This is a genomic window from Pseudomonas sp. UM16, from assembly GCF_050312595.1.
Taxonomy (GTDB): Bacteria; Pseudomonadota; Gammaproteobacteria; order Pseudomonadales; family Pseudomonadaceae; genus Aquipseudomonas.
This window is the reverse complement of record NZ_JBNPJT010000002.1, coordinates 308,308-333,453: the sequence shown is the minus strand read 5'-3', so window position 1 is coordinate 333,453 and position 25,146 is coordinate 308,308. Positions and strand designations below refer to the sequence as shown.

At 58.9% G+C, this 25,146-nt stretch carries 18 protein-coding genes; 10 read left to right on the top strand and 8 right to left on the bottom strand.

The window, feature by feature from the left end; genetic code table 11:
• Positions 1-4: 4 nt before the first annotated feature.
• From ACQRAX_RS03580 to ACQRAX_RS03535, 10 genes are all read left to right on the top strand, one after another.
• Entirely contained in the window at positions 5-193 is a 189-nt protein-coding gene (locus ACQRAX_RS03580) for a hypothetical protein (RefSeq protein ID WP_412038188.1), read from the top strand.
• Between the two features lie 190 nt (positions 194-383).
• Positions 384-1,124: a flagellar basal body rod protein FlgF gene (locus tag ACQRAX_RS03575; protein ID WP_412038189.1), complete on the top strand. Its 741-nt coding sequence runs from the start codon at positions 384-386 to the stop codon at positions 1,122-1,124.
• A gap of 45 nt (positions 1,125-1,169) precedes the next feature.
• Positions 1,170-1,955 carry a flagellar basal-body rod protein FlgG gene (gene flgG, locus ACQRAX_RS03570; protein ID WP_412038190.1) on the top strand — a complete coding sequence of 262 codons (786 nt, stop codon included), beginning with the start codon at positions 1,170-1,172 and terminating at the stop codon, positions 1,953-1,955.
• Between the two features lie 54 nt (positions 1,956-2,009).
• Positions 2,010-2,705, top strand: a complete 696-nt coding sequence (gene flgH / locus ACQRAX_RS03565; protein WP_412038191.1) for a flagellar basal body L-ring protein FlgH — start codon at positions 2,010-2,012, stop codon at positions 2,703-2,705.
• Positions 2,706-2,717: 12 nt separating this feature from the next.
• On the top strand, positions 2,718-3,827 hold the full coding sequence (locus ACQRAX_RS03560) for a flagellar basal body P-ring protein FlgI (RefSeq protein WP_412038192.1): 1,110 nt from the start codon (positions 2,718-2,720) through the stop codon (positions 3,825-3,827).
• An 11-nt stretch (positions 3,828-3,838) separates the two neighbouring features.
• Positions 3,839-5,041: a flagellar assembly peptidoglycan hydrolase FlgJ gene (flgJ, locus tag ACQRAX_RS03555; protein ID WP_412038193.1), complete on the top strand. Its 1,203-nt coding sequence runs from the start codon at positions 3,839-3,841 to the stop codon at positions 5,039-5,041.
• Positions 5,042-5,051: 10 nt separating this feature from the next.
• On the top strand, positions 5,052-7,088 hold the full coding sequence (gene flgK / locus ACQRAX_RS03550) for a flagellar hook-associated protein FlgK (protein WP_412038194.1): 2,037 nt from the start codon (positions 5,052-5,054) through the stop codon (positions 7,086-7,088).
• A 13-nt stretch (positions 7,089-7,101) separates the two neighbouring features.
• On the top strand, positions 7,102-8,676 hold the full coding sequence (locus ACQRAX_RS03545; RefSeq protein WP_412038195.1) for a flagellar hook-associated protein 3: 1,575 nt from the start codon (positions 7,102-7,104) through the stop codon (positions 8,674-8,676).
• 78 nt (positions 8,677-8,754) lie between these two features.
• Positions 8,755-12,321: a glycosyltransferase gene (locus ACQRAX_RS03540; RefSeq protein ID WP_412038196.1), complete on the top strand. Its 3,567-nt coding sequence runs from the start codon at positions 8,755-8,757 to the stop codon at positions 12,319-12,321.
• A gap of 55 nt (positions 12,322-12,376) precedes the next feature.
• Entirely contained in the window at positions 12,377-15,142 is a 2,766-nt protein-coding gene (locus ACQRAX_RS03535) for a glycosyl transferase (protein WP_412038197.1), read from the top strand.
• A gap of 66 nt (positions 15,143-15,208) precedes the next feature.
• On the opposite strand, the gene ACQRAX_RS03530 is transcribed toward ACQRAX_RS03535, so the two are convergent.
• The 8 genes from ACQRAX_RS03530 to ACQRAX_RS03495 are packed head-to-tail and all read right to left on the bottom strand — an operon-like array spanning position 15,209 to position 24,784.
• Entirely contained in the window at positions 15,209-19,615 is a 4,407-nt protein-coding gene (locus ACQRAX_RS03530) for a glycosyltransferase (RefSeq protein WP_412038198.1), read from the bottom strand.
• Entirely contained in the window at positions 19,612-20,028 is a 417-nt protein-coding gene (locus ACQRAX_RS03525; RefSeq protein WP_412038199.1) for a sugar 3,4-ketoisomerase, read from the bottom strand. Before ACQRAX_RS03525 ends, ACQRAX_RS03530 begins: the two co-directional genes overlap by 4 nt.
• Positions 20,019-21,167 carry a DegT/DnrJ/EryC1/StrS family aminotransferase gene (locus tag ACQRAX_RS03520; protein ID WP_412038200.1) on the bottom strand — a complete coding sequence of 383 codons (1,149 nt, stop codon included), beginning with the start codon at positions 21,165-21,167 and terminating at the stop codon, positions 20,019-20,021. The genes ACQRAX_RS03525 and ACQRAX_RS03520 overlap by 10 nt, the downstream gene beginning before the upstream one ends.
• Positions 21,151-21,633, bottom strand: a complete 483-nt coding sequence (locus ACQRAX_RS03515) for an acyltransferase (RefSeq protein ID WP_412038201.1) — start codon at positions 21,631-21,633, stop codon at positions 21,151-21,153. Before ACQRAX_RS03515 ends, ACQRAX_RS03520 begins: the two co-directional genes overlap by 17 nt.
• Positions 21,630-22,778 carry a hypothetical protein gene (locus ACQRAX_RS03510; RefSeq protein ID WP_412038202.1) on the bottom strand — a complete coding sequence of 383 codons (1,149 nt, stop codon included), beginning with the start codon at positions 22,776-22,778 and terminating at the stop codon, positions 21,630-21,632. The genes ACQRAX_RS03515 and ACQRAX_RS03510 overlap by 4 nt, the downstream gene beginning before the upstream one ends.
• Positions 22,771-23,442: an NTP transferase domain-containing protein gene (locus ACQRAX_RS03505; protein ID WP_412038203.1), complete on the bottom strand. Its 672-nt coding sequence runs from the start codon at positions 23,440-23,442 to the stop codon at positions 22,771-22,773. Before ACQRAX_RS03505 ends, ACQRAX_RS03510 begins: the two co-directional genes overlap by 8 nt.
• Complete coding sequence (locus ACQRAX_RS03500) at positions 23,418-24,020, bottom strand: HAD-IB family phosphatase (RefSeq protein ID WP_412038204.1); 603 nt, start codon at positions 24,018-24,020, stop codon at positions 23,418-23,420. The genes ACQRAX_RS03505 and ACQRAX_RS03500 overlap by 25 nt, the downstream gene beginning before the upstream one ends.
• Positions 24,017-24,784, bottom strand: a complete 768-nt coding sequence (locus tag ACQRAX_RS03495) for a class I SAM-dependent methyltransferase (RefSeq protein WP_412038205.1) — start codon at positions 24,782-24,784, stop codon at positions 24,017-24,019. Before ACQRAX_RS03495 ends, ACQRAX_RS03500 begins: the two co-directional genes overlap by 4 nt.
• Positions 24,785-25,146 lie beyond the last annotated feature (362 nt).

Sequence of the window (25,146 nt, the reverse complement as noted above, 5' to 3'; positions counted from 1 at the left end):
GATCATGTTGCAGCGAATGGCGTTGCTCTTGTTTGCGCTGTTGCTGGTGTCTCAAGTCCGGGCCGATGCTGCGCCTTGGTACCGTTGGGAAAGCCAGGCCGATGGCCGTCTGGTGTGTGCCCAGTTTTCTCCGGGCGATGGCTGGAAGCGTTTTGCCGGCCCCTTCAATAATGGCGCATGCCGTGCCTACTGAACCTTGCCGCTAGCGGCAAGCGGGCGCCGTAATTTCGACGGCGCTACTCTCCGTTGTATTCTCCTGCAACGCGCAAGCCCTTGTCTGGCGGGGCTTTTGGCTACTTCTGCAAAGTTGGTTTGAAACTTGCTACAAGCACTGCAAAGCAGCGGCGAACGGCAAGTGTTCGCCAGCGCAGGGGAGAAATACTGTGGACAAGATGCTGTACGTGGCCATGACCGGTGCCAGCCAGAACGCGCTGGCGCAGAAGGCGCATGCCAACAACCTGGCGAACATTTCCACCACCGGTTTTCAGCGTGACCTGGAGCAGGCGCGTTCGATGCCGGTGTTCGGTGACAGCTTTCCGGCGCGCGCCTACGCGATGACCGAGCGCCCGGCGACGGATTTCTCGCCAGGTTCGATGCTGGAAACCGGGCGTGACCTGGACGTGGCCATTGGTGGTGACGGCTTTATCGCCGTGCAAGCGCCTGATGGCAGCGAAGCCTATGTGCGTACTGCGAGTATGAATATCGATGCCCTGGGGGTGCTGCGTGCCGGCAACGGCATGCCGATCATGGGCAACGGTGGGCCGATTGCCGTGCCGCCAGAGCAGAAGATCGAGGTCGGTGAAGACGGCACCATCACCATCCGCGCCATGGGCGAGGGGCCGCGGGTGATGGCCGAAGTCGACCGGATCAAGATGGTCAACCCTGACCTCAAGACCATGAGCAAAGGCCTGGACGGTTTGATCCACACCAACAATGGCCAGCCGGCGGTGGCTGACGCCAACGTCAAACTGGTGTCGGGCTTCCTTGAGGCCAGTAACGTCAACGCCGTCGAGGAAATGACCTCGGTGCTGGCGCTGTCCCGTCAATTCGAACTGCACATCAAAATGATGACCACGGCCAAAGAAGGCGATGAAGCCATGGCTCGGGTTTTGCAGATCGGCTAATTACATAGACGTAGCGCCGTAAAACAGGCGCACGAGGAGAACAGCATGCTTCCGGCTCTTTGGGTGAGTAAAACCGGTCTGTCCGCTCAGGACATGAACCTGACCACCATTTCCAACAACCTGGCCAACGTCTCGACCACCGGCTTCAAACGTGATCGTGCCGAGTTCCAGGACCTGCTGTATCAGACCCGCCGCCAGGCTGGTGCCCAGTCGACCCAGGACAGTGAGCTGCCTTCGGGCCTGCAGCTGGGTACCGGTGTGCGCATTGTTGGCACGCAGAAGAGCTTCACCGCCGGTAGCCTGCAGACCACTGAGAACCCGCTGGACATGGCGCTCGATGGCCGCGGTTTCTTCCAGATCCTGCAGCCCGATGGCACTGTCTCGTACACCCGTGACGGTACCTTCCATCTGGACTCCGATGGCCAGATCGTCACCGCCAGCGGTTTCGCCCTGGAGCCGGCCATTGTCGTTCCGCCAGAAGCGCAAACCTTCACTGTCGGTCGTGACGGCACGGTGTCGATCACCATCGCCGGCAACCCGGCTGCGCAGGTCATCGGCAATATTCAAACCGCCGACTTCATCAACCCGGCCGGATTGCAGGCAACCGGTGGCAACCTGTTCCTGGAAACCGCAGCCAGCGGTGCGCCACAGGTGGGTACGCCGGGCCTGAACGGTTTCGGTGTGGTCCAGCAGCAGACCCTGGAAAACTCCAACGTCAGCACCGTGGAAGAGTTGGTCAACATGATCACCACCCAGCGTGCTTACGAGATGAACTCCAAGGTCATTTCCACCGCTGACCAGATGCTCTCGTTCGTTACCCAGAACTTGTAAGTGAAGTCTTCGAGGTCGCTTTAACGGCGCCTGTTACACCGTGAGGTCAGAGTCATGAGTCGTTTGTTATCCATACTTGCCCTGAGTGGGATCAGCGTGCTGGCTGGCTGCGTTTCGCCGCCGCCCAAGCCCAATGATCCGTACTACGCGCCAGTATTGCCGCGTACGCCACTGCCGGCGGCGGCCAACAACGGCTCGATCTACCAGGCCGGTTTCGACCAGAATCTGTACAGCGACCGCAAGGCGTTTCGGGTGGGTGACATCATCACCATCACCCTCAATGAACGCACTCAGGCGAGCAAGAATGCCAACTCGCAGATCGCCAAGAACAGTAAGGCCGATATCGGCCTGACCTCGTTGTTCGGCTCCTCGATGACTACTAACAACCCGTTCAGTGATGGCGACCTGAGCCTCAGTGCTGGCTACAGTGGTGACCGGGCGACCAAGGGTGATAGCAAGGCCGGGCAGGGCAACAGCTTGACCGGTTCGATCACCGTCACCGTGGCTGACGTGCTGCCTAACGGCATCATCGCCGTGCGCGGTGAAAAGTGGCTGACGCTCAACACCGGTGATGAGCTGGTGCGTATTGCCGGCATGATTCGCGCCGATGACATCGCTACCGACAACACCGTGCCTTCGACGCGAGTGGCGGATGCGCGCATCACTTACTCGGGCACCGGGTCCTTTGCTGACGCCAGTCAGCCGGGATGGCTCGACCGTTTCTTCCTCAGCCCGCTTTGGCCTTTCTAGGTTCGGATGACCATGTTCAACTTCAAGCAGCTGATGACCGCCGCGCTTCTGATGACCGTCGCGTTTGCCGTGCAGGCTGAACGTCTGAAGGACATTGCCAGCATTTCCGGCGTGCGTAGCAACCAGCTGATCGGCTACGGCCTGGTGGTGGGGCTCAATGGCACGGGTGACCAGACCACCCAGACGCCGTTCACCCTGCAGACCTTCAACAACATGCTGTCGCAGTTCGGCATCAAGGTGCCGGCCGGTACCGGCAACGTGCAGCTCAAGAACGTCGCGGCGGTCTCGGTGCATGCCGATCTGCCGCCGTTCGCCAAGCCGGGGCAGGTGGTGGATATCACCGTGTCCTCGATCGGTAACTCCAAGAGCCTGCGCGGCGGCAGCTTGTTGATGACGCCGCTCAAGGGTATCGACGGCAACGTCTATGCCATCGCTCAGGGCAACCTGGTGGTCGGCGGCTTTGATGCTGAAGGCCGCGATGGTTCGAAGATCACCGTCAACGTGCCGTCAGCTGGACGCATCCCGGGTGGCGCGTCGGTAGAGCGTGCCGTGCCCAGTGGTTTCAATCAGGGCAACAGCCTGACCTTGAACCTCAATCGGCCCGACTTCACCACCGCCAAGCGTATCGTCGACAAGGTCAACGAACTGCTCGGCCCGGGTGTGGCCCAGGCCCTGGATGGAGGTTCGGTGCGGGTGACTGCGCCGCTTGATCCAAGCCAGCGGGTCGATTACCTGTCGATCCTCGAGAACCTGGAAATCGATCCGGGGCAGGCGGTGGCCAAAGTCATCATCAACTCGCGTACCGGCACCATCGTCATAGGCCAGAACGTCAAGGTGTCGCCGGCCGCGGTGACCCACGGCAGCCTGACCGTGACCATCACCGAAGACCCGATCGTCAGCCAGCCAGGGCCGTTTTCCAATGGCGAAACGGCTGTCGTACCACGCTCGCGGGTCAATGCCGAGCAGGAAGCCAAGCCAATGTTCAAGTTCGGTCCGGGTACCACCCTGGATGAAATCGTCCGTGCAGTGAATCAGGTGGGCGCAGCCCCGAGTGACTTGATGGCGATCCTTGAAGCGTTGAAGCAGGCCGGCGCGCTTCAAGCCGACCTGATCGTGATTTAAGGGACGCACGCATGGACATGCCGAAAAACCCAATGACCACGATGGCTGATAGCGGCGCGTACACTGACCTCAATCGACTCAGCTCGTTGAAGGTTGGTGATCGCGACAGCGAGGCTAACCTGCGCAAGGTTGCCCAGGAGTTCGAGTCGCTGTTTCTTAACGAGATGCTCAAGTCGATGCGTTCGGCCAGTGACGTGCTGGCCAAGGACAACCCGCTCAATACCGAAACCACCAAGCAGTACCAGCAGATGTATGACCAGCAGCTGGCGGTGAGTATGTCGCGTGAAGGTGGCGGTATTGGTCTGCAGGATGTGCTGATGCGTCAGTTGTCCAAGCAGAAAGCCGCCTCTGCGAGCAACACCAGCCCGTTCCCGCGCTTCGATATCGCGCCGAAGCCACTGGGTGCGACGGCGGTGGGCGTGGCCGAGCGACCGCAGGAAACCGCCGTCACCCGCAACGATGTGGCAGCCCTAAATTCGCGGCGCCTGGCCTTGCCGAGCAAGCTCACGGATCGCTTGCTGGCGGGCCTGGTGCCCGCAGCTGGCGCTGTACCGGGCACCACCAACACTGCACCGATCCCAGGCCGTTCGACCCTCACCGGCGACGCTGTGGCCAAGGGTGACTGGCAGCCGGCGCAAGCCTTTGCCGCGCCGGGCAACCTGCGCATTTATGGGCGTGTCATGGCGCAGCCGCCATTGGCGCCGGCCAAGCGTGCTTTCAGCTCTTCTGATGACTTTGTCGCCACTATGTTGCCGATGGCGGAGCAGGCGGCCAAGCGCATCGGTATCGATCCGCGTTACCTGGTGGCTCAGGCGGCGCTGGAAACCGGCTGGGGCAAGTCGGTCATGCGTCAGGACGATGGCCGCAGCAGCCACAACCTGTTTGGCATCAAGGCCACGGGTAATTGGCAGGGCGATCAGGCGCGGGCGATCACCAGCGAGTTCCGCGATGGTCAGTTCGTCAAGGAGACGGCGGCGTTCCGTTCCTACGCTTCCTATCAGGACAGTTTCCATGACCTGGTGAGCCTGTTGCAGAACAACGCTCGCTATAAAGAAGCGGTCAAGGCTGCCGATAAACCGGAACAGTTTGTACGCGAGCTGCAGCGGGCCGGTTACGCAACCGACCCGGATTACGCGAGCAAGATCTCGCAGATCGCCAAGCAAATGAAATCCTACGAAAGCTACGCAGCGATTGGCACCACTACGCAACTATAAGGTTTGAACCATGGCGAGTTTGATCAACATCGGGATGTCGGGGCTCGGCGCCAGTCAGTCGGGCCTGCACACCACGGGTAACAACATTACCAACGCCGATGTCGCTGGTTATTCGCGCCAGCAGAATGTGCAGCGGTCCAATGGCTCGCAGCAGAACGGCAACGTGTTCATCGGCACAGGTACCACCCTGTCCGATGTGCGCCGGGTCTACAACAGTTACCTGGAAAGCCAGCTGCGTACCACCACGTCGCTCAATAGCGATGCGGCGGCGTACCTCAATCAGGTTGCACCGCTCGACAGCATGCTGTCCGATGCCGACACCGGCATTACCGGCGCCTTGAAAAGCTTCTTCACCGCCATGCAAAGTGCGGCAGCCAAGCCCAACGAAGATGCATCACGCCAGTTGCTGCTGACCAGTGCCCAGTCGCTGAGCAAGCGTTTCAATACCATCGCCAACCAGCTCAACGAACAGAACAGCAACCTCAATGGCAACTTGACCTCGATGACCGATCAGGTCAACAAGTTGTCGGCGACCATTGCCCAGTACAACGACCAGATTTCGCAGATGCAGGGCACCCCGAACGACCTGCTCGACCAGCGCAACGAGGCCGTGCGCCAGTTGTCCGAACTGGTCGGTACCCAGGTCGTTGAGCGTGAAGGCAACCTGGATATCTACCTGGAGAACGGTCAGCCGCTGGTGATGGGCAAGACCATCAACACCCTGCAGACCGTACCAAGCAAGAGCGATCCGACCCGCGTCAGTATCCAGCTCAACCGCGGCACCACAGTGATGGACGTCACCTCCAGCCTCAACGGTGGCGAGATTGGCGGCCTGCTGCGTTATCGCAGCGAAGTGCTTGACCCGTCGCTCAACGAGCTGGGGCGCGTGGCCCTGGTCATGGCTGACCAGATCAACCGCCAGTTGGCCCAGGGTATCGACAAGAACGGCGAATTTGGCGCCGCTTTGTTCAACAACATCAACAGCCCTGAGCTGATCAGCCAGCGCAGCATTGCCAAAGCCGGCAACACCGGCAACGGTAGCCTGGATGTGATCATCAAGGACACCGGCAAGCTGAGCACCAGCGATTACCAGGTGACCTTCACCAGCGCCACCGGCTACAGTGTCAAGAAGCTGCCAGATGGCACCGCTTTGGGGCCTTACGACATCAACGATGACCCGGCGCCGGTAATCGATGGTTTTACCCTCAAGCTCAGTGGCGGTACTAACAGCGCCGGCGACAGCTTCAAGATCACCCCGACGCGCAACGCTGCCAGCAACCTGGACACCGTGCTCACCGATCCCAAGCGCCTGGCGCTGGCCTCGCCGTTGACCGCGACCAGTGGTTCGGGCAACCAGGGCACCGGCATCATCGCGCAGCCGGACCTGACCTCGGCCTTGGACATCTACGATCCAGCCCAGCGTCTTGACCTGCAGAACGGCCTGAAGTATTCGACACCGGTGAAACTGGTGTTCGGTGATGATAAAACCACCCCGCAGACCTACAAGCTGCTCGATGCCCAAGGCGGCACGCTGGGTACCGGCACGATCATTCCGGGCCAGGCCAACAAACTGCAGTTCTCGGTGCCGATGGTCGACTCCACTGGGGCACCGATCAACGATGCCAACGGTAACCAGAAGACCTTCACCTTTGAGATGGAAGTCTCGGGTTCGCCTAAAGAAGGTGACAACTACACCATCGCCATGACCGGTTCGGGCTCGGACAACAACCGCAACGGCCAGGCGGTGATTGATCTGCAGACCAAGGGGACGGTGGAAGTAGGTGCCAACGGCAAAGGCATCAGCCTCACCGACGCCTACGGCAAGCTGGTGGAAAACGTCGGCGGCAAGACTGCCCAGGCGCAGATGGACGTGGATTCGACCACGGCTCTGCACACCTCGGCCAAAGCTTCGCGCGATTCGCTGTCGGGCGTTCAGCTCGATGAAGAAGCCGGCAACCTGATCAAGTACCAGCAGTACTACACGGCCTCGTCGCAAATCATCAAAGCGGCGCAGGATATCTTCACCACACTGATCAATGCCCTTTAAGGAGTGGTAGACCGTGCGTATTTCTACTTCCCAGTTCTACCAAACCAGCGCTTCGAACTATTCGAACAATTTTTCCAATCTGGTCAAGACCGGTCAGCAGGCCAGTGACAACATTCGCGTGCGTACGGCTGCCGATGATCCGGTCGGTGCGGCGCGCCTGTTGCAGTTGCAGCAGCAGAGCAACCTGATTGATCAGTACGACGGCAACATAACCAGTGTGCGCAACAGCCTGGGTACGTCCGAATCGACGCTCAACGGTATCAGTAACATTCTGGCACGGGTCAAGGAGTTGGCGATTGGGGCGGGCAACGGCGGCTATACCGATGCCGACCGTAAAGCCAATGCCCAGGAACTGACCCAGCTCGAAGAGCAGCTCTACAGTCTGATGAACAGCCGTGACGAGAACGGCAAGTACATTTTCTCAGGCTCGCGTGGCGATACCCAGCCCTACGTGCGCAATGCTGATGGCACCTACACCTACCAGGGTGACCAGAGCACGTTGAGCCTGCAGGTGGGTGACATGCTCAGCATGGCCACCAATGAAAGCGGCTATGCCGTGTTCGAACAAGCCCTGAACACCAGCCGTAGCCAAGCTTCACTGACCGCGCCGACGCCGGATGATGGTCGTGTACGCTTGTCGGATGGCCAGGTTTCCGGTAGCACGGCGTATAACGATCGTTTTCGCAGTGGTGAACCCTACTCCATTTCGTTCATCAGTAGCACCGAGTTCAAGATCACCGACGCCAACAACAATGATGTCACGTTGGAAGCAACCGGCGGCGGCACATTCAATCCAAAGGACTCCGGCAGTATCAGTTTCCGGGGTGTCGACATGCGTCTGGACATCAATTTCCAGGATGGTGACAGCACCGACCCGGATGCGGCCATTGCCGGACATACCTTCAATTTGTCTTCAAAGCCCGATTCGATTAGTGGTTCGCGCAGCCCAGGTAACCCCTCGTCGTCGCAAATGACCGGGGCAAATATCGTTGATCCGGCGGCATACCACGATGCATTCCCTGGTGGTGGCGCAGTCATCAAATTCACCAGTGATACCGCCTATGAGGTCTATGCCCAGCCAATGGGGCCGGATGCCCGCCCGGTTGCCACGGGTACCTTGACGGGAACTACGGCCACCATTGCTGGTGTCGAGTTTGACTTCAGCGGTGCGCCGAATGCGCCGCAGGGCGGCGATCAATTCGCTGTCAAGGTGGATAGCCACCAGACTCAGAACATCCTCGACACCATCTCCGAGTTTCGCAAGGCGCTGGAGATGCCAGTGGATACAGATCTTGCGTCCAAGCAGAAGTACCAGGCAGCTCTGGATTCGGCGATTGGTAACTTGGAAAGTGGCGCCAACAAGATTGCCGAAGCCATCAGCTCGATCGGTGCCCGCGGTGCGGCATTAGATGTTCAGGCCAGCACCAACGAAAGCCTGAAGATCGCCAATACCCAGACGCAGGGCTCGATCCGCGATGCTGATCCTGCGGAAGTGCTGATTCGGTTGAACCTGCAGCAAACCATGCTGCAAGCGTCGCAGTTGGCCTTCTCCAAGATCTCCTCGCTGAGCCTGTTCAATCAGCTCTGATCGATTCCCTTCGCAGTGTCTCCTCTGTGAAGACGCCGTCGGCTGTCTTCACAGAGCGCTTTTCCCAGGTCTGTCATCGTGAACGAACGCGCCCTCGTCAGTATTGCCATTGCGGCCTTCAATCCAGAGTTTTTTCGCCGGGCACTGCTCAGTGCAGTCGGGCAGGATTATGCCCATCTGGAGATCGTCATCTGCGATGACAGCTCAGGCAATGAAATCGAGTTGATTACCAACGAGCTGGCTGAGCAATCGCCCGTGCGGCTACGTTATCTACGCAATACCACCACACTGGGGTTCGCGCGCAATCTGCAGCAGTGTCTGGAACAGGCTAGTGGGCAATTCATCAAGTTTCTTTGTGATGACGATGTGTTGTTTGCTGGCTGCATCAGCCGGCAGGCGCAGATTCTGGCGGCTTGCCCGGAAGTAAGTCTGGTCATCAACCAGCGCTTACTGTGTGCTGCCGATGACAGCTTGCTTCCCTCTCGGGCAAGCAACTGTGTGATTTCGCCTGGCAGCGCGGTGCTCAAGGGCGGTGATCTGCTGGAGATTATCGCTGAAGCGGCGACGAACCTGTTTGGTGGGATCAGCCATGCCTTGTTTCGTCGTTCGCTGGTACAGGAATACCTCCCTACGCTGGTGCAGGATGGCCAAGGATTTGTCGCTCGTCTGGACCTGGCGCTGTACGCGTGTCTTCTGCGTCGGGGGCATCTGGCCTGCATCAATCAGGTGTTGAGCCTGGAACGCATGCATGCGGCACAGCTCAGCCATCACACATCCATGTGCCTGGCTTTCAAGAGCGAAACCGACTGGTTGGTACAGATGCTGGCTTCGAGGACAGGTGAGCCTGCACCAGCCACTGGCTGGGTGCGTTATGTTCCGTTGGAGCGTTATTGCGCCGGGCTGGATATAGGCTGGGAAGAGTTCGAACTGCAGCGCATGTATACCGGCCAGTTAGCCAATTATCAGCAGCAAGTCGGTACCAGCAGCCTGAGTTTTGCCCAATGGTATGCCGAATGGTTGGAGTGCCGTAGCCTGTGCGCGGGACAACTGCGCATGTTGCCCAAGCGCATTGAACTGTGGCCTATCAAACCACGTATCGTGCCGGTGATTTCGTCGTGCAACGGTGATGACGCAGCGCTACGCATTACGCTGGAGAGCCTGGCGATACAGTCCTATGCGCCGAGTCGGACCTGGATATCGGCGCGGGGTGAGGTAAAAATCCCGGACATTGCTGGTATCCAAGTGCAGCGTATGCTGCTCGGTGAAGGGTTCGAGCAACTCAACCAGCGGCTGACTGATACTGACGAGCTTGATTGGGTCTTGCTGTTGCAGGCCGGTGATCGTTTGCATCCGCACGCCTTGGTCATCATGGCCGAGCGAATGGCGGTGCAGTCCGAGCGCTTGTGTTTGTATACCGACGAAGGGGCGAATGACAACTTGCAAGCCTCGGCGCCAGTGTTCAAGCCGGACTTCAATCTCGATCTGATGCGCAGCATGCCCTACGTTGGTCGCCTGCTGGCGTTCAATTGCCAGGCGTTGCGGGAGGCAGGCGGCTTTAACGACGATTTTGGTGTATTGGCGCCGCAGGATCTGTTGTGGCGCCTGGTCGAGACGCGTGGGCTGCAGGTGGTCGAGCACATTGCCGAGTTGTTGGTGCAGTGCCAGGTAGCCTACGCCGACTGGCTGCGCGATCCCGCTTGCCAGGCGCAAGCCCCGCGCATCCTCCAGGCTCACCTGCAACGGTTGGGAGTGGCTGCACAGGTCCAGCAGGTGGAAGGAACGCTGATGTCGCGGGTGTCGTACCTGCACGAGGTGACCCCGAGCGTATCGATCCTGATCAATGCCGGTTGCGTTCTGCAAGCCCTGGTACGTTGTGTCGAGTCGATTTTCGAGCGCACCGCCTATGGTAACTATGAAGTATTGATAGTCGTCAAAGGTGACGAGCCTGACCCGATTCGGCAGTGGCTCGGCGCGATGCGTGAACTGGGCAGTGATCAGCTACGGATTCTGGAGGTCGACACCCAGGGCGCAGCCAAAAGCCTCAATCAAGCCAGCCAACAGGCACGGGGCGACTACCTGCTATTGCTCGACAGCAGTTGTGTGATGCTCGACGAGCAATGGTTGAGTGAACTGATAAGCCATGGGCAGCGCCCTGAAGTCGGCGTGGTCGGGCCCAAGCTTTGCGGGGCAAATGGCAAGGTGCTTGGCGCAGGCCTGGTTCTAGGCTTGCATGGTCCGGCGAACAGCCCGTTCGAGGGCAGCGCTGTGGATGCTGGCGGCTACATGAACCGCCTGAGCCTAGTGCAGAACTGGAGCGCCGTCAGTCAGGACTGCATGTTGGTTCGGCGCGAAGTGTTCCTTGAACTCGACGGCCTGGATACTGATACCTTGCAGTGCGGATTGTTCGATGTGGATTTCTGCTTGCGTGTTCGGGAGCTGGGTTACCTGGTGGTATGGACGCCTTTTGCATGGGTCGCCAAGTCGGCGGATGTAGCGCCGCGGGAACTACGGCGAGATGATAAGGATGCGTTCTATCAGCGCTGGCTGTCACGTGTTGCCCAAGACCCGGCCTATAACCACAACCTGAGCCTGAAACAGTCCTGTTTCAACCTTGAGCCAGGCTTACGCAGCGGCTGGGACCCGTTCATCAGTCGCGCCTTGCCCCATGTCCTGGCCTTGCCAATTAACACCACAGCGATCGGACATTATCGAGTAGCCCAGCCATTTAGCGAGCTGGAAAGTGCTGGCTGGATCCAGGGGCGGATCAACTATGGCACCCCCGGCATGATTGAACTGGAGCGGGAAAAGCCGGATGTCATCATCGTTCAGTGCCGCTATAGTCCGGCAGCGGTCGAGGAGTGCGCGCGCATCAAGCGGTTCTCCAGCGCGCGACGCATCTACGAGATTGATGACTACATCATTGACGTTCCGCAAAAGAATGATCATGGCCGCAACATGCCAGGCAACATGCGTGAACTGGTCAGTCGCGCCATCGGCCTGTGCGATCGGCTGGTGGTATCAACTGAACCTTTGGCCGATGCATTGTCCTGCATGCACACAGACATTCGTGTCGTCCCCAACATGCTCGCCGCGCCACTGTGGAGTGGTTTGGTGACCCGCCGTCAGACGTCGGCGCGACCAAGGGTTGGCTGGGCGGGAGGCACCAGTCACCGTGGAGACCTGGAGTTGATCGCTGACGTGGTCAAGGCGCTTGCCGACGAAGTCGATTGGGTGTTCTTTGGCATGTGTCCGCAATTGCTGCGGCCTTATGTGAAGGAGTTTCACAAAGGCGTACCGCTGGCCCTTTATCCGCGCAAATTGGCCAGCCTCAACCTTGATCTGGCGCTTGCCCCGCTTGAAGTCAATCTGTTCAACGACTGCAAGAGCAATTTGCGCCTTCTTGAGTACGGTGCTTGTGGCTTTCCGGTGATCTGTACCGATACCAAGGCCTATACCGGCTACCTGCCTTGCACGCGAGTAAGTGAAAACACCACCGAACAGTGGTTGGCGGCGATTCGCATGCACCTGGACGACCCTCAAGCCAGTTATCGCCAGGGTGATGCCTTGCGCGAGGCGGTGCTGCGTGACTACGTGTTGATGCCTCACAACCTGCAGCAATGGGCGAATGCCTGGTTGGCAGACTGATCCGTTCCGCCTGGCAAGGGCCGGGTGGAGAACCTACAACGTGAATAGGTGCCCTATGGCCGAAATTGCAACCGGGTTGCGCGATGACGTGACTGTCGTCCTGTTGGGACATGAACAACCGGATCACCGGGGCCGTGCCATCCATTATTACCAGCAACTGGGGGTACCTTGCCTGGCGCTTGAGCATGTTGCAGACAGCTCGTGCAATGAGCGTTTGAACGTAGTGCTGGAGCGGGTTACAACGCCTTTCGTGGTGCTGGTGGGCGACGCTGACTTTCTCTTGTTGCCAGCACTCGCTACGGCGGTCAACCGCTTGCAGGAGCAACCCGATGTCATCGCGGCGCAAGGTTACAGCCTGGCCTATCGGCCAGGTAATCGCGAGGTGGCCTATCACAAGTGCGGTTCGGCAATTACCCAAGAGTTGCAAGAAGGGGCTATTGCCCGCCTGAAACAGTACGCCATCGCTGGGCAGCAGGCCTGGCGTGCGGTAATGCGCGTGCCGGTGCTTAACGCGCTGCTGAGGGACTTGCCGGATGATCTGGAATTCGCCACTTGGCGTACGGCGCTGTCCTGGGCGTTGCTGGCTCAGGGGCCGATTGCTCACTTGGCGCAGACCGATGTGGTTTGTGAGTATGCAAACTCGACGTTGAGCCCGGTAGCTCGCGCAGAACGCCTGGCCAGCGCCGTGCGCGTACTACGTCAGTGGGATAGCGAGCGTCAGGCGCTGTGTGCTGACGATTTGGGTTTCGCCGTACTGAGTCATTTTGTGCGCATGACCTACGACCACGGCGAAGCGCCTTTGCTGTTTACCTCGCGGTGGAACAGCGTGAAGGATGAGCCGCCACGTCAGTTCGAACCCACTCAATTTGTCGAGTTGCCTTATTACAATGGCGAACTATTCACCCAGCTGTCGACGCTTGAGTTCCTCTGGCATGCCTGGCCAACCGGCCAGGCTCACCGCCATGCCCTGGAAGGAACTTGGGTGCGCCAGCGTGAGCTGCTTATCGTACATCCCAACGACACTGCGGAAAGTTTGCAAGAGCGGTATTGGAAGGCGCAAGCCCTGAGCTTGTTCAACCCGCAGGTTTGTCAGCGTCTGCTCTCGACCCTGACCGGCGCAGACGATCAGCAGCTTGCCCAGGAGTTAAGTGATTGGCAGGCGCGCTTGCAACAGTTTCCGGGTATCGATCCGGCCGTCTGGCTCAGCGCAATGCCGTCTGGTCAAGTACTCGATGCCATTGCAGCCGCAACACCGGATGCCGTCGCGCAGCAAACGGTGTTGGCACATCTGGCCAAGCGTCCCGCCAGCCAGGTCGCCTTCGTGGTGCTAGACCTGGATAACGATGACCATGCCCTGCAGGCCACCTTCGACAGCTTGTTGGCCAGTGGCTTGCGCAATTTCAAATTGGTAGTGCTCAAGGCTGGCAAGCCCCCCGCGATCACCACGCCTCGCGATACTTTGCATTTCGTTCAGGTTACAGCGGGGAACTGGGTCTCGCATGTGAACCAGGTCGTGCGCCAACTGCCCAGTGAATGGCTGATGTTGTTGCAGGCTGGCGATGTGTTGACCACCGGCGGCCTGATGCGCCTGCAGGTGGAACTCGCTGAAGCGCCAGCTTGTCTGGCAATCTGTGCCAATGAAGTCCAGCGCGACGCTGATGGCCGTTTGCTCAGTGTGGTGCGTCCAGGTGGCAATCTGGACTTGTTGCGCAGCCGCCCAGACCTGATGTCCCGGCATTGGCTGGTACGCCGCCAGACGGTGCTCGACGTGGGGGGCTACAGCGAAGCGCATCGTCACGCGCTTGAGTTTGATCTGTTGTTGCGCCTGGTTGAACAGAACGGTTTGGGGTGTCTGGCGCACATGGACGAATACCTGGTCATTGGCCAGCAAGCGTCAACGAGCATGAATGCAGACGCCCTGTCTACACTCAATCGCCATCTGGCCCAGCTCGGCTATCGCGGTCAGGTTAGTGATCAGGGGGAGGGTGGACTGCTGATCGATTTCCGTCATTCCTCCACCCCACTGGTCAGTGTTCTGCTCGGCGCGGAAGGTGATCTGACGCAACTGCAGAGCTGCCTGACCAGCGTATTCCAGCGTACGCGTTATCCACGCTTCGAAGTACTAGTGGCCTGCGCAGGGGATAAGGCCGAAGCCTGCGCTACCGTCCTGAATGCTTTCGGCCCGCGCGTGCGCCTGTTGGCCGGTGATGCCAGAGATTCACGTAACGAACTGTTGAACCTGGCAGCCAGTCAGGCGCATGGGGAATACCTGATACTGCTGTCAGAGCGATGCCAAGTGTTGACCCCGGCCTGGATTGAGGGCTTGCTCAATCAGGGGCAGCGGCCCGAAGTGGGGGTTGTCGGCGCTCGCCTTTTGTCCCATAACGGCAATATCAGTCATGCTGGTTTCGACCTGCTCTGCGGCCCACGGGTTCATGCGCCCTGGACGGCGTTGTCGTTTGAGGAAGCCTCCAGCGTCTGGTGCGCGGCGGCGGTGCGCAGTTGTGTGGCGGTTTCCGGCGATTGCCTGATGGTGCGCAAAGCAGTGTTCGATCATTGCGGCGGCTTACAGCCGATAGCCGGTGCTGACATCGATCTGTGCCAGCGGGCGGCTGAAGCTGGACAATTGGTCATCTGGACGCCTCAGGCACAGCTGCTCGACAACGCTGTTCCAATGCCAAATGCTGACCAATGCCAAGGCTTGCAGTTGCTTTGGCCGGCAGCGTTCGGCAGCCGCATGGTGGTTGATGATCGCAGTGGTGTAGACATGTCCAGAACCGGGGTAACACCTGAGCTGGAGTGGCTCGCAGCGTTGAGCTAAAAACGAAGCAATAAAAAGCCGGGTCAGATGCCCGGCTTTTTATTGCTCAATCGCCTGCTTCAGTCGTCAGCCGGCAAGCCAGGCATGGCGCCAAGCTTGTAATCGGTCGCCTTCAAGCATCCAATCTCGACGTACCACTGCCTGCAGCTCAGCGCCGAGGCGTGCGGCGGCATCCAGGTCGCAAAGGTGTGAGCGGATAGCATCCAGCCAATCCTCAACACGATTCTTCACCCGCGTAACCGGCAATGCGCCATCCTGATAGCTGCGTAGGTCGCTGCAGATCACCGGATAGCCACAAGCGCCAAGCTCAAGCAGCTGCAGATTGCTCGCGCACTCGTTGAATACGTTCTGTTCCAAGGGGGCCAGTGCAAGGTCCAGGTTCAGTTTAGCTAGCACTGTGGGGTACTGATCGAGAGGCACCTCGGCATGATGCTCACTGATGCAAGGGCGAAGGTTGTCCGGGCATAGGCCGAAGAACACCCATTCGACTTCGTCTGTCAAAGCCTTGACCACATCGACCATCATCGCCATGTTGCCGCCAAGGCCTGCGCGACCTACCAGGCCTACGCGAGGTTTGGCGGTTGTTCGACGTTGGCCTTGCAGCCCCTGCCAGGCGCCAGGCAACAGGTGACTTCGGACCACTCGAATATCGCTGTGCAGCCCTGCAAACACTTCGGCAAGAGGCTCGCTGGAAACAACGAAGCGATCGACGAATGGCAGTCCCTGGCGCATTGACTTGACCACGTCTTCGACAGGTATGCCTTTCATCTGTTCCGGGAGGTAAGTATCTAGCTCGTAGACTTTGAAGGCATGCGACAACGTCTTCATTCGTCGCATGGCGCTCAGGCGTTCTTCATCGAGCAGCCGTTGCAGGATAATGCTGTCCGGCGCAAAGCGCTCCAGGTCAGGGGCATGCATCATTCCCAGGGACAGTGCACCATCAATCAGGCCGGCCTGCTGCAGTGCCGAGAAAGGTTGCACGATGCGTTGGTAGCTGCTGGCGGAGCTGTCGGCCGGGTGAGCCAGTACAGTCGGCAAGGGCTTCCAGGAGGAAAGCGGCCGCCAGGACAAGTCGCTGTCTGCGAGTTTGAAGCCACCAGATTGTGCCAGGGAAAAGTTTGGATTGTAGGCTGAATCTCGTGCCAGTGCGGGCAACCACTTCTCATAGAGGGCTTGCTGCTCGTCCAGCGAGCTCGCCGCCGGGGAGTCGCCGCCGAGCATCAATTTGGCATGAGCGGCCCAGACGGTCAGATAGCCAGCCTGCTTTACCCGCAGGCACAGGTCGAGGCCCAAGTAGCGATCCGCCACATCGCTAGCCAAGCCGCCCAGCGCCTCATGCAGTTCACGACGGATCATCAGGCATTCGCTGCTCACAGCACTGTAGTTCTGGTCGACTTTGAGTCGTTGCATGTAACCCGTGGATTCCATGGCCTCGCCAGCGAAGGCGTGCCCCATTGGCCCTTCCAGGCCCAGAATCAGGCCGGCATGACGAACCTTGCCGTCAGCAGACAACAATTTGCCTCCCACCACGCCCACCTCAGGGCGTTGGGCATGGTTGAGCAGTTCATCCAGCCAGTCGCCATCGATGATCGCCGCCTGAGGTGAAAGCAGCAGCAGATAGTCACCCACGGCCTGCGAGGCAGCAAAATCAATGATCTGTGCCTGTGCCGCCTGGACGTTCATAGGGTGAATAGTACGAAGCCGTTGTTCGCCCAGGCCAGCCATTGCCTGGAGCCAGCTATGGACCTCGCCTGCGGACGGCTGGTTTTCGATCAGTAGCAGTTCGTAATGGGGATAGCGGGTAGTTGTCAGCAAGCTTTCAACGCAGCGCTGCAAGTGTGCCAGTTTGTCACCGGCCATGATCAGGATCGACACCAGTGGTTGTTGGGCGTGCCCGTAACGGATCCGGTAGTGCCCTGGGTCGTCGCAGAGGATATCCGCCTGTTCGTAGCCCCGTGCCTGAAGATGCTCAAGGATGGCTCGCTTTTCATCCGCCACCTCAATCAGTTGAGGTGAACTGGTCACCAGCAACGGCTCTGCCACGTGCCCCAGGCCGTCCAGCCCGGCCAGGGTTATCAGGCGCAGGATCAATTCGAATTCCAGTGCCTGGGGGTAATCCGCATTGAACCCTCCAGCCTGCACAACTACTTCACGTCGGAACAGCCAATGACGACCCATGGCTGCTGGCAGGCTCAATAGGTAATCCAGGTTGAAATCAGGGTGCAGTGCCGCACCAAGGCAGCCCTCCGCCTGGCGGTACATTTCGTCGCAGTACACGGCCCGGGTGTTTGGTGCCGTCAGCAGTTCCAGGCCCGTGATGAGTAGGCCATTGGGGGTCAGCTCATCGCCTGCTTCAAGCAGGTTCAGCCACTCGAAGGACGACTCGCCAACCACCTGGTTGAGACGCCCAATCCAGTTGTCGCTTGTTACCGCGATGATCGGGCCGTGGAAGTGTTGCGCCGCGTCAGGCGCCACTGTCAGCAGTAGCGATTGAATGTTGGGATAGGTCTGGCGGGCACTTTGCAGCGATGCGAGAGTAGCATCGAGCTTGGCGGATTGCCCTTTAAGATCGAGCACGAGAACACCGAACGTCGGACCCTGGCCATGTTGCTGCAGGCGTTCCTCGACCAAGCGCAATTGCTGTGGTGTCAACGTTCGTTGTGCAAGCCAATCCTGCATGCCTGCTGTGCGCTCCTGGGCCGAGAGGTAGAGGCCAAGGCGCTTGAGCATGTCTCGACGGCCGCTGCGAATCACCTCGCTGCCAAGGTCCGTGTGACGGTGGTAAAGCTCGCGATACAGTTCGGGATAATTACTAAATGCCAGTTCAGAGCGACGAGTCGGGTCGCATTCGGCTTCTCGCATGCGCACCTCCACTGTCTCCCCCTGCACGTGGTGAAACGGTGTACGTACGGCAAGTTGCAGCAGCAAGTCCCAATCCTCCAGGGCCTGCAGCGACTCGTCAAAACCGCCACTGCTGGCGATCAGCGCACGTGGACAGGCAAAGGTGTTGACCGGGATGTAGTTATTGATGAACAGGCGTTCTTTGCTGTACTGGTCGTGCAAGTAGCGCTGCTCACGGCCTCGCTCGACGCGTTCATTGCCAACCAGTGCCTCCGAGATGAAGATCGCATCGGTGTAAACGATCTCGCCAGGATGGGCGTCAATTGCCTGGGCCAAGGTCTGCAGATGATTTGGCAGATAACGATCGTCATCATCCAGGTAGGTCAGGTAGCGTCCGCGAGCGATGCGATGCGCGGTGTTGCGCGCGGCGGCCGGACCTCGGTTGCGACCTTGGCGCAGATAGGTAATTGGAAAGTCGAAGTCTGCGATCAGCGTTTCTACAGGGGCGCCATTATCGTTCACCAGAATGACTTCAAAGTCCTTCAGTGATTGTTGTGCCAGGCTGGCCAATGCATCCGCCAGCAGGGTGGGGCGATTGTAGGTTGTGAGGATGACAGAGAACAGGCACTCAGACGTGACCTCCAGGTTTTGCACGGGAGCGAAGAGCATTTGGCGAATCAGCTCTTTTCGCTGTGCAAAACCTGCCTGAACCTCTGCCGGGTAGCCTGCCAGGCGACGTTGATAGAGCTGCCAGATGGCTGTTGCGCCGCGCTGCAGGCGTTGGCGAGCAGCAGGTTCTTGCAGGTTCAGCTCAAGAATTCGGGTGTGTTCGGCCAGGGGTTTGTCGGAGGCATAGAAGTCTTTAGAGATCTGTCCACCGTGAATGCGATAGCCTACCGTCGCTTGATTCAGGAACAGGAAGTCAGGGGCTACCTGAGCCATGCGCGTCCACAGTTCCCAGTCGCCCGCCAGCATATTGGCACGATGGATATTACCGTCTGGCAACGTCAGGCGCGGGAAAATGCTGCGTCGGAAGATGGCGGCAGATGGCGTGATATAGCTGTCATGGCTGAGCAGGTCGATCAGTTCGTCGCGCCCACCGACATAATGGTTGGCACGGTGACCTGGGTGGACGGCATGTTTGAGTACCTTGCTGTGCTCGTCGATCCACATGCACTGGGTGTAGCCCAGCGCCACCTGAGGATGCTGGTCCATGGCCTCCACAAGGCTGTGCAAGTGGCCAGGGTAGATCAGGTCGTCAGAACCGAGCACGACCACATAGCGACCAGAGCCGGAGCGCAAGCATTGGTTGTAGTTATCAATCATGCCAAGGTTACGGGCATTGACCTGGTAGCGCATGCGTGGGTCGTGGCGGTAGCGCTCCAGTACTTCCACGCTGTTGTCCGGGGAGCAGTCGTCGAACACGATCAGCTCAAGGCGCACACCTTCCTGCGCCAGCACCGATTCGATGGTCTGGTCAAGAAAGATGGCGTTGTTGTAGGACATCACTGCAACGGTTACGTCCACCGTTGGTGCCTTGGGCTTGCGGCGGCGCCCCTTGGCCTCGCGTACTCGGTCAAGGCCGTCGAGCAAACGTGCGATGGCCGCTTCCTGTCGATTCAGCTGAGTCATCGGCGTTCCCCTTGCACGACCGACTGGAACGTTTCGTAGTCCCGGTAATAGTCACTTTCGTCAAAGCGTTCGGAAGCCAGGACCATGCATACCGAGCCGCTGGAAAAGTTGTCGATTTCCCGCCAGATCATTGGCGGAATATACAGCCCGTAGTAGGAGCGGTTCATGTGGTACTTGAAACGGGTTCGACCATCATCGAGCAAGATATCGAAGCTGCCGGACATGGCGATGAGTAGTTGATGCAAGCCCTTGTGCGCATGCCCCCCGCGATGCGAGCCGCCTGGCACGTCGTACAGGTAATAGACACGCTCGATGCCAAAGGGAATGTGCTGGTCGGACTCGATGAAGGTGAGGTTGCCGCGGGGGTCCTCGATTTTGGGCAAGTCAATGATCTTGCAGTCTTTCAAAGACATGACGACTCCTTGGGCTTGGCCGCTGCGACATGGCCGGTGAAACGATTGCAGGCCTCGATCACCGCCTCGACCAATGCTTCTGGCATTTCTGGGTAGAGTGGCAAGCTGAGAATTTCTCCAGCTTGTTGCTCGGTGATCGGGAAGGTTTGTCCGGATAGCTCCTTGTAGGCGGCTTGCCGGTGAATCGGGACTGGATAATGGATCAGCGTGGGGATACCGCAGGCCTGCAGGTGGGCCTGGAGCGCATCGCGTGCAGCGCAGCGCACCACGAACAGGTGCCAGGCGTGAGAAGTTGATGGTTTGCCTACCTGAGGCAGCTCAATCAAAGGATTGCTGATTTCTGCCAGGTAGCGTTGGGCCAGGGTTCGGCGCGCGGTGATGTCGTCATCCAGGCGTCGCAGTTTTACTCGCAACATTGCCGCTTGCAGTTCGTCCAGGCGTGAATTCACACCTTTGACGGTGTGTACGTACTTTTCACTGGAACCATAGTTGCGCAGGCAGCGGACCGCTTCGGCCAACTGCGGATCGTCGCTGGTCACCGCACCAGCATCCCCCAGTGCGCCAAGGTTTTTGACCGGAAAAAAACTGAAGCTCGCCGCGTCTCCCAGGGCGCCCACCGAGCGTCCACTGGTATCGAATGCACCATGGGCCTGGGCGGCGTCTTCGATCAATAGCAGGTTGTGCTTGTCGGCAACCGTGCGCAGCCGATCCATATCAGCCAGGCGGCCATACAGGTGAACGGCAATGATCGCTCCGGTGTTCGGGCCGATGGCTGCCTCCACGCGCTGCGGATCGATAAGGAAGCTGTGTTCCTCAGGCTCCACCAATACCGGAACACAACCGGCCTCGTTTACCGCCAGGGCAGTGGCAACGAAAGTATTGTCAGGCAGGATCACTTCTGCGCCCTTGGCCAATCGACCTAACTGGCAGTATGCCTTGAGGATCAGGCTCAAGGCGTCCAGGCCATTGCCCACACCGACTGCATGGTCGACCCGGCAGGCCTTGGCGAACTCTTGCTCGAAGGCCTCCACTTCCGGGCCCAAGACAAACCAGCCGGAGCGCAATACTCTCAAGAATGCCTCAGTCAGCTCGGCTTCGTCGCGAGCATTGAGCAACTGCAGATCAAGAAAGCGATGCATTGTCGTTATCCAGGTAGCGCACGATGCGTGCAGGGTTACCGACTACCAGCGCCCGGGCGGGCACGTCGCGAGTCACTACCGCGCCAGCGCCGACCATGGCATGTTCGCCAATGGTCAGGCCGGGCAGGATCACGGCTCCGGCGCCCACGGAGGCGCCGCGCTCTATGCGCGTCTCGGGGAAATGCTGCGGCCATTGTTGCGAGCGCGGAAAACGATCATTGGTGAAGGTGGCGTTGGGCCCGATGAACACGTCGTCGGCGATACGCAGCCCATCCCACAACTGCACGCCACATTTCACCGTTACCCGGTCACCGATCACCACGTCGTTCTCGATAAAACAGTGCGCGGTAATGTTGCAGTCGCGGCCGATGCGGGCGCCTGGCAGGATTACTACGAATTGCCAGATACGCGTGCCTTCGCCAATGTTGCTGCTCTGTACGTCGGCCAATGGATGGCGTTGGCTCATGCCATCAGCTCCTTGAGCACAGCGACTACGCGCTGTCCGGCTTGGCCGTTGAAGCCGTGGAAAAAATCATCGATTGCCGCGCGACGGGAGGCACCTTGCGCGTCTTCGCCATGGCTTAGTTGGTCAAGAAACTTGCAGATACCGAGAGCATCGCTGGTGGACTGGTAATGACGGACTACGGCGCTACCTTCTTCGTTGAGTCCCAGGCCATCGGGATTGCAGAGGTACAGCACGGGTTTGCCGGTGCCCAGGTACTCCATCAGGAACGAGCCTACATCGCTCATCATCGCTTCGCTGGCAGCGAAGGCATGCCGGTGGTCGGCTCGCCCATCCACAATCACACCGCGTGCAAGCAACTCATTCTTGAGCGCCAATATGCCTGAGGCATCAAGGATGTTCAGATTGATCAGCTTTTGCCACAGCAGCGGGTGCGGACGAAATACCAGGGCCAGGTCTGGGCGACTGGCGAAAATGTCGAGCATGTCGCCAGCCAGTTGGTCGAACGTCGACCAGAGGTCACCGTCGAACGAAAAATGCGCATTCCAGAGTACAGCACGGCGCCCGGCGATTGCTTCACGCAGTGCCGGGTCCACCTCGAAGTTGGCCAGGTCCATCAGGCCATCCATGCGCGGGTGGCCAGTGACCTGGACGTGACCTGCGCCTGTGGGGCAATGGCGGGCGAACATCTGGCGTACTCCTTCGGAGCGCACGAACACCGCGGTGGCCAGGGCTGTCACGGGCTGTCCGTACTGGTACACATAGTTATGCTCGCCGCCACCTACCTCCAGGCCGTAGGGAATGTAGGCAGTGCAGGGTACGCGTTGGCGCAGGTTGGCAAAGCGATAAGCTGGCGGTCTAGTTTCGTCGTAGGGTGAGGTGTACAGCACAGCATCCAGGCCTGCCTTGTCCAGGTCAAAGGCATCCCAGGCCAGGAATGGCACACCCATGTCATTCAGGTGTGCCTCTGCCGCCTCGCGCTGCCATTGGTAATCGTTGTGGATGAAGGGCAGCATGACCACTATCACTTCCAGGTTCGCATCGTCGCGAGCTGCTTCCCAGACTGTGCGCACGTTGGCCCATGATTCAGGCAACTGGTAGAGGATGGCCAAGCGACGCTTGAAGGTTGAAGCTTTGTCGTTATGCATGCGCGTCTCTTTCCTGCCAACCACTGGCTATTACCTGGCGCGCCATGTCCAGGTCGGCAGTGGTGTCAATATCGAATGCCTTCAGGTCGGCCGCACGGATTGGCAAATACGGCTCAAGTGCTTGATAGACGTAGATGGGTTTATCTACGACCAAGTGCGGTTCGATCACGGCAATCCCCGTCCACTCCAGAGGGTGGTGCGGCTCGCGGGTGAAGCCAACGACTGACTCGCCATCGGCATCCAGCAACACACGAACGCCATCGCTGGTGGTGTAATGCGAGGTACCGATGAGTTGCCGATGTTCTCTGGCAGCCTCCATGAAGGCGAGGAACGAGCTTTCCTCGACTACAGTGTCGGCATCGATCACCAGAAACCTTTCCTGCAAGTGCTGTGAAACCCGATGCAGGCTTTGCAGGGTATTGGTTCGGGCGAACTCGGGGTTGCGCACAATGATCAGGTCGTTGCGCAGGGACATGGCATGAGCAATCACGTCCTCCTCTTGAAAGCCCACCACCAGCCAGATGGTCTCTGCCCAGGACAGGCGCTCCAGGTGGTAGTCGAGCAACGAGCGACCGTTCACCTCAACCAGGCATTTCGGCTTGTTCAAGCCCAGTCGCGAGCCGATGCCGGCTGCGCAAATCACAACATGCTTAATAGGCGACATAGGGCTTTCCCGTCGTTAATGACGAAATCACTCAGCTTGACCAGCAGGTGATTGGGCGAATGGGTGCCACCATAGGCGATACGCCAGTCGGCAGCTTCGAACATGGGGACGTCATTCATGCCGTCGCCAACTGCGATGATCCGATCAAAGCGGTCGCGAAGGCTGGTGACAGCGTCACCCTTGTGCAAAACATGCTGGATGCCAAGTAGGTTCTCGTCTTCGAAACTGGCGGTCGAGGTGAAGCTCTGGATGCCGAGGCGATCCAGCACCGGCCTGACCCAGACGTCCAGATTGCCAGTTACCACAAAGCACTGATCTGGTCGGCTGCGGATGAAGTCAAGCATGTGCGGATCGAACACCACTTGTTCGGACAACGCTGCATGAATCCAGTCCAGCCTGGCGTCGCGAAGCAGGCGCACACGCAACTTGAACGACTTATCAAACGGCAGCACGCCATTGATCGTCGCCTCAGTCAGGACGGATATCTCATCTTCGAGACCGACCGAAGAGGCAATCAGTGGCAGTAGCTCTTGACGCGTCAGCGTACCGTCCAGGTCGAAGCAGTAGGCGGTTTTCATGGGCATGCAGCCTTTTGCACAATGGTGTAGTACTGGCGTGTCTCAGCGCGCTTCTCCAGGTTGTCCGGGAAGAGGAACTCAGCAACCTGAACGTTGAAACAGCCCGGTTCCAATGCTTGATCCAACAGCTGATCAAGCTCGCCGATGGTCCGGTAGATTGCTGAATATTCCTGCTTCAGTTCGTTGGAATAGAAGCGATCCAAGGTAAAACGCTCTCCTACGCCGACCGGCTCGCGTAGATAAATATGGCCGCCAGGGGCACATAGGCGACCGGCGTCAGCAAGCACCTTGGCGCAGTCCTCATCATTCAGATAGATCAGAAGACCGGAAACGATTACCAGATCGTAACGAGGCGCAACTATCAGCGCGTCTGGGTCGATAGCGGTGGCCGACATGACCTGAAAGCGCAGCCCAGGCTTTGCGCGTCGCTGCGCCTCGGCCCCGGCCTTCTCGATCAGGGATGCCGAGAAGTCGATGCCGAGGTAGTTGGCATTAGGAGTATGATCATGGATAAACCACCCCCAGCGACCAATGCCACAGCCGATATCGAGGACGCGGCTGCCAGGGGCGAGCCGTAGTTGTGGCGCCAGTGCCTGCTTTTCCGCTTGGTCACGTTGGTCGACCAGTTCAGGACTCTGGTCTTGGTACATGGTCGCGCTGAGAACATTGGCGTAGTCACACTTTCCACGCGCATCGAAGAAGGCTTGGGTCGCGCTGTAGTCAATGTCAATCCGCTCGCCTTTCAATCGGCCCCGGGTGTTCATAGTCTTTCTCGCAAATAGGTGCAGTCAGCAGACGCGCTCAAGAATCAGCCCACGTCAGGTTTCCGACGTTGGCTGCGAGGATAAGCAAAAGATTTGCCAAGCCGTGTGATTGCTTCTTTTATCGAGGCGGCAAGCATTGTGCGCAGAGGGCGTTGCGGCCTGGCGCTGGCGTTTTTGGCGTGATGAACGGTGGGTCGCCTGGCACGACTGATACCGACAAGAAGTCATAAGCGTGACTTGGCAGTCGAAACGTGCATCTCTAAGCTATTGAGTCAGCGGGCAGCCACGTCGGCGCGGCATGCGATTCCTTGTGCCAAGGTTCCAGCACCCGCGAAAATCCGCCATATCTATCGGGAAGCCAC

Bases quoted from the DNA above. Each gene is read 5' to 3' on its own strand.
- ACQRAX_RS03560 (WP_412038192.1), top strand. From the start codon at position 2,718: ATGTTCAACTTCAAGCAGCTGATGACCGCCGCGCTTCTGATGACCGTC.
- ACQRAX_RS03535 (WP_412038197.1), top strand. From the start codon at position 12,377: ATGGCCGAAATTGCAACCGGGTTGCGCGATGACGTGACTGTCGTCCTG.
- ACQRAX_RS03515 (WP_412038201.1), bottom strand. From the start codon at position 21,633: ATGAGCCAACGCCATCCATTGGCCGACGTACAGAGCAGCAACATTGGC.
- ACQRAX_RS03505 (WP_412038203.1), bottom strand. From the start codon at position 23,442: ATGTCGCCTATTAAGCATGTTGTGATTTGCGCAGCCGGCATCGGCTCG.
- ACQRAX_RS03500 (WP_412038204.1), bottom strand. From the start codon at position 24,020: ATGAAAACCGCCTACTGCTTCGACCTGGACGGTACGCTGACGCGTCAA.
- ACQRAX_RS03530 (WP_412038198.1), bottom strand. From the start codon at position 19,615: ATGACTCAGCTGAATCGACAGGAAGCGGCCATCGCACGTTTGCTCGAC.
- ACQRAX_RS03510 (WP_412038202.1), bottom strand. From the start codon at position 22,778: ATGCATAACGACAAAGCTTCAACCTTCAAGCGTCGCTTGGCCATCCTC.
- ACQRAX_RS03520 (WP_412038200.1), bottom strand. From the start codon at position 21,167: ATGCATCGCTTTCTTGATCTGCAGTTGCTCAATGCTCGCGACGAAGCC.
- ACQRAX_RS03580 (WP_412038188.1), top strand. From the start codon at position 5: ATGTTGCAGCGAATGGCGTTGCTCTTGTTTGCGCTGTTGCTGGTGTCT.
- flgG (WP_412038190.1), top strand. From the start codon at position 1,170: ATGCTTCCGGCTCTTTGGGTGAGTAAAACCGGTCTGTCCGCTCAGGAC.
- flgK (WP_412038194.1), top strand. From the start codon at position 5,052: ATGGCGAGTTTGATCAACATCGGGATGTCGGGGCTCGGCGCCAGTCAG.
- ACQRAX_RS03495 (WP_412038205.1), bottom strand. From the start codon at position 24,784: ATGAACACCCGGGGCCGATTGAAAGGCGAGCGGATTGACATTGACTAC.
- flgJ (WP_412038193.1), top strand. From the start codon at position 3,839: ATGGACATGCCGAAAAACCCAATGACCACGATGGCTGATAGCGGCGCG.
- flgH (WP_412038191.1), top strand. From the start codon at position 2,010: ATGAGTCGTTTGTTATCCATACTTGCCCTGAGTGGGATCAGCGTGCTG.
- ACQRAX_RS03525 (WP_412038199.1), bottom strand. From the start codon at position 20,028: ATGTCTTTGAAAGACTGCAAGATCATTGACTTGCCCAAAATCGAGGAC.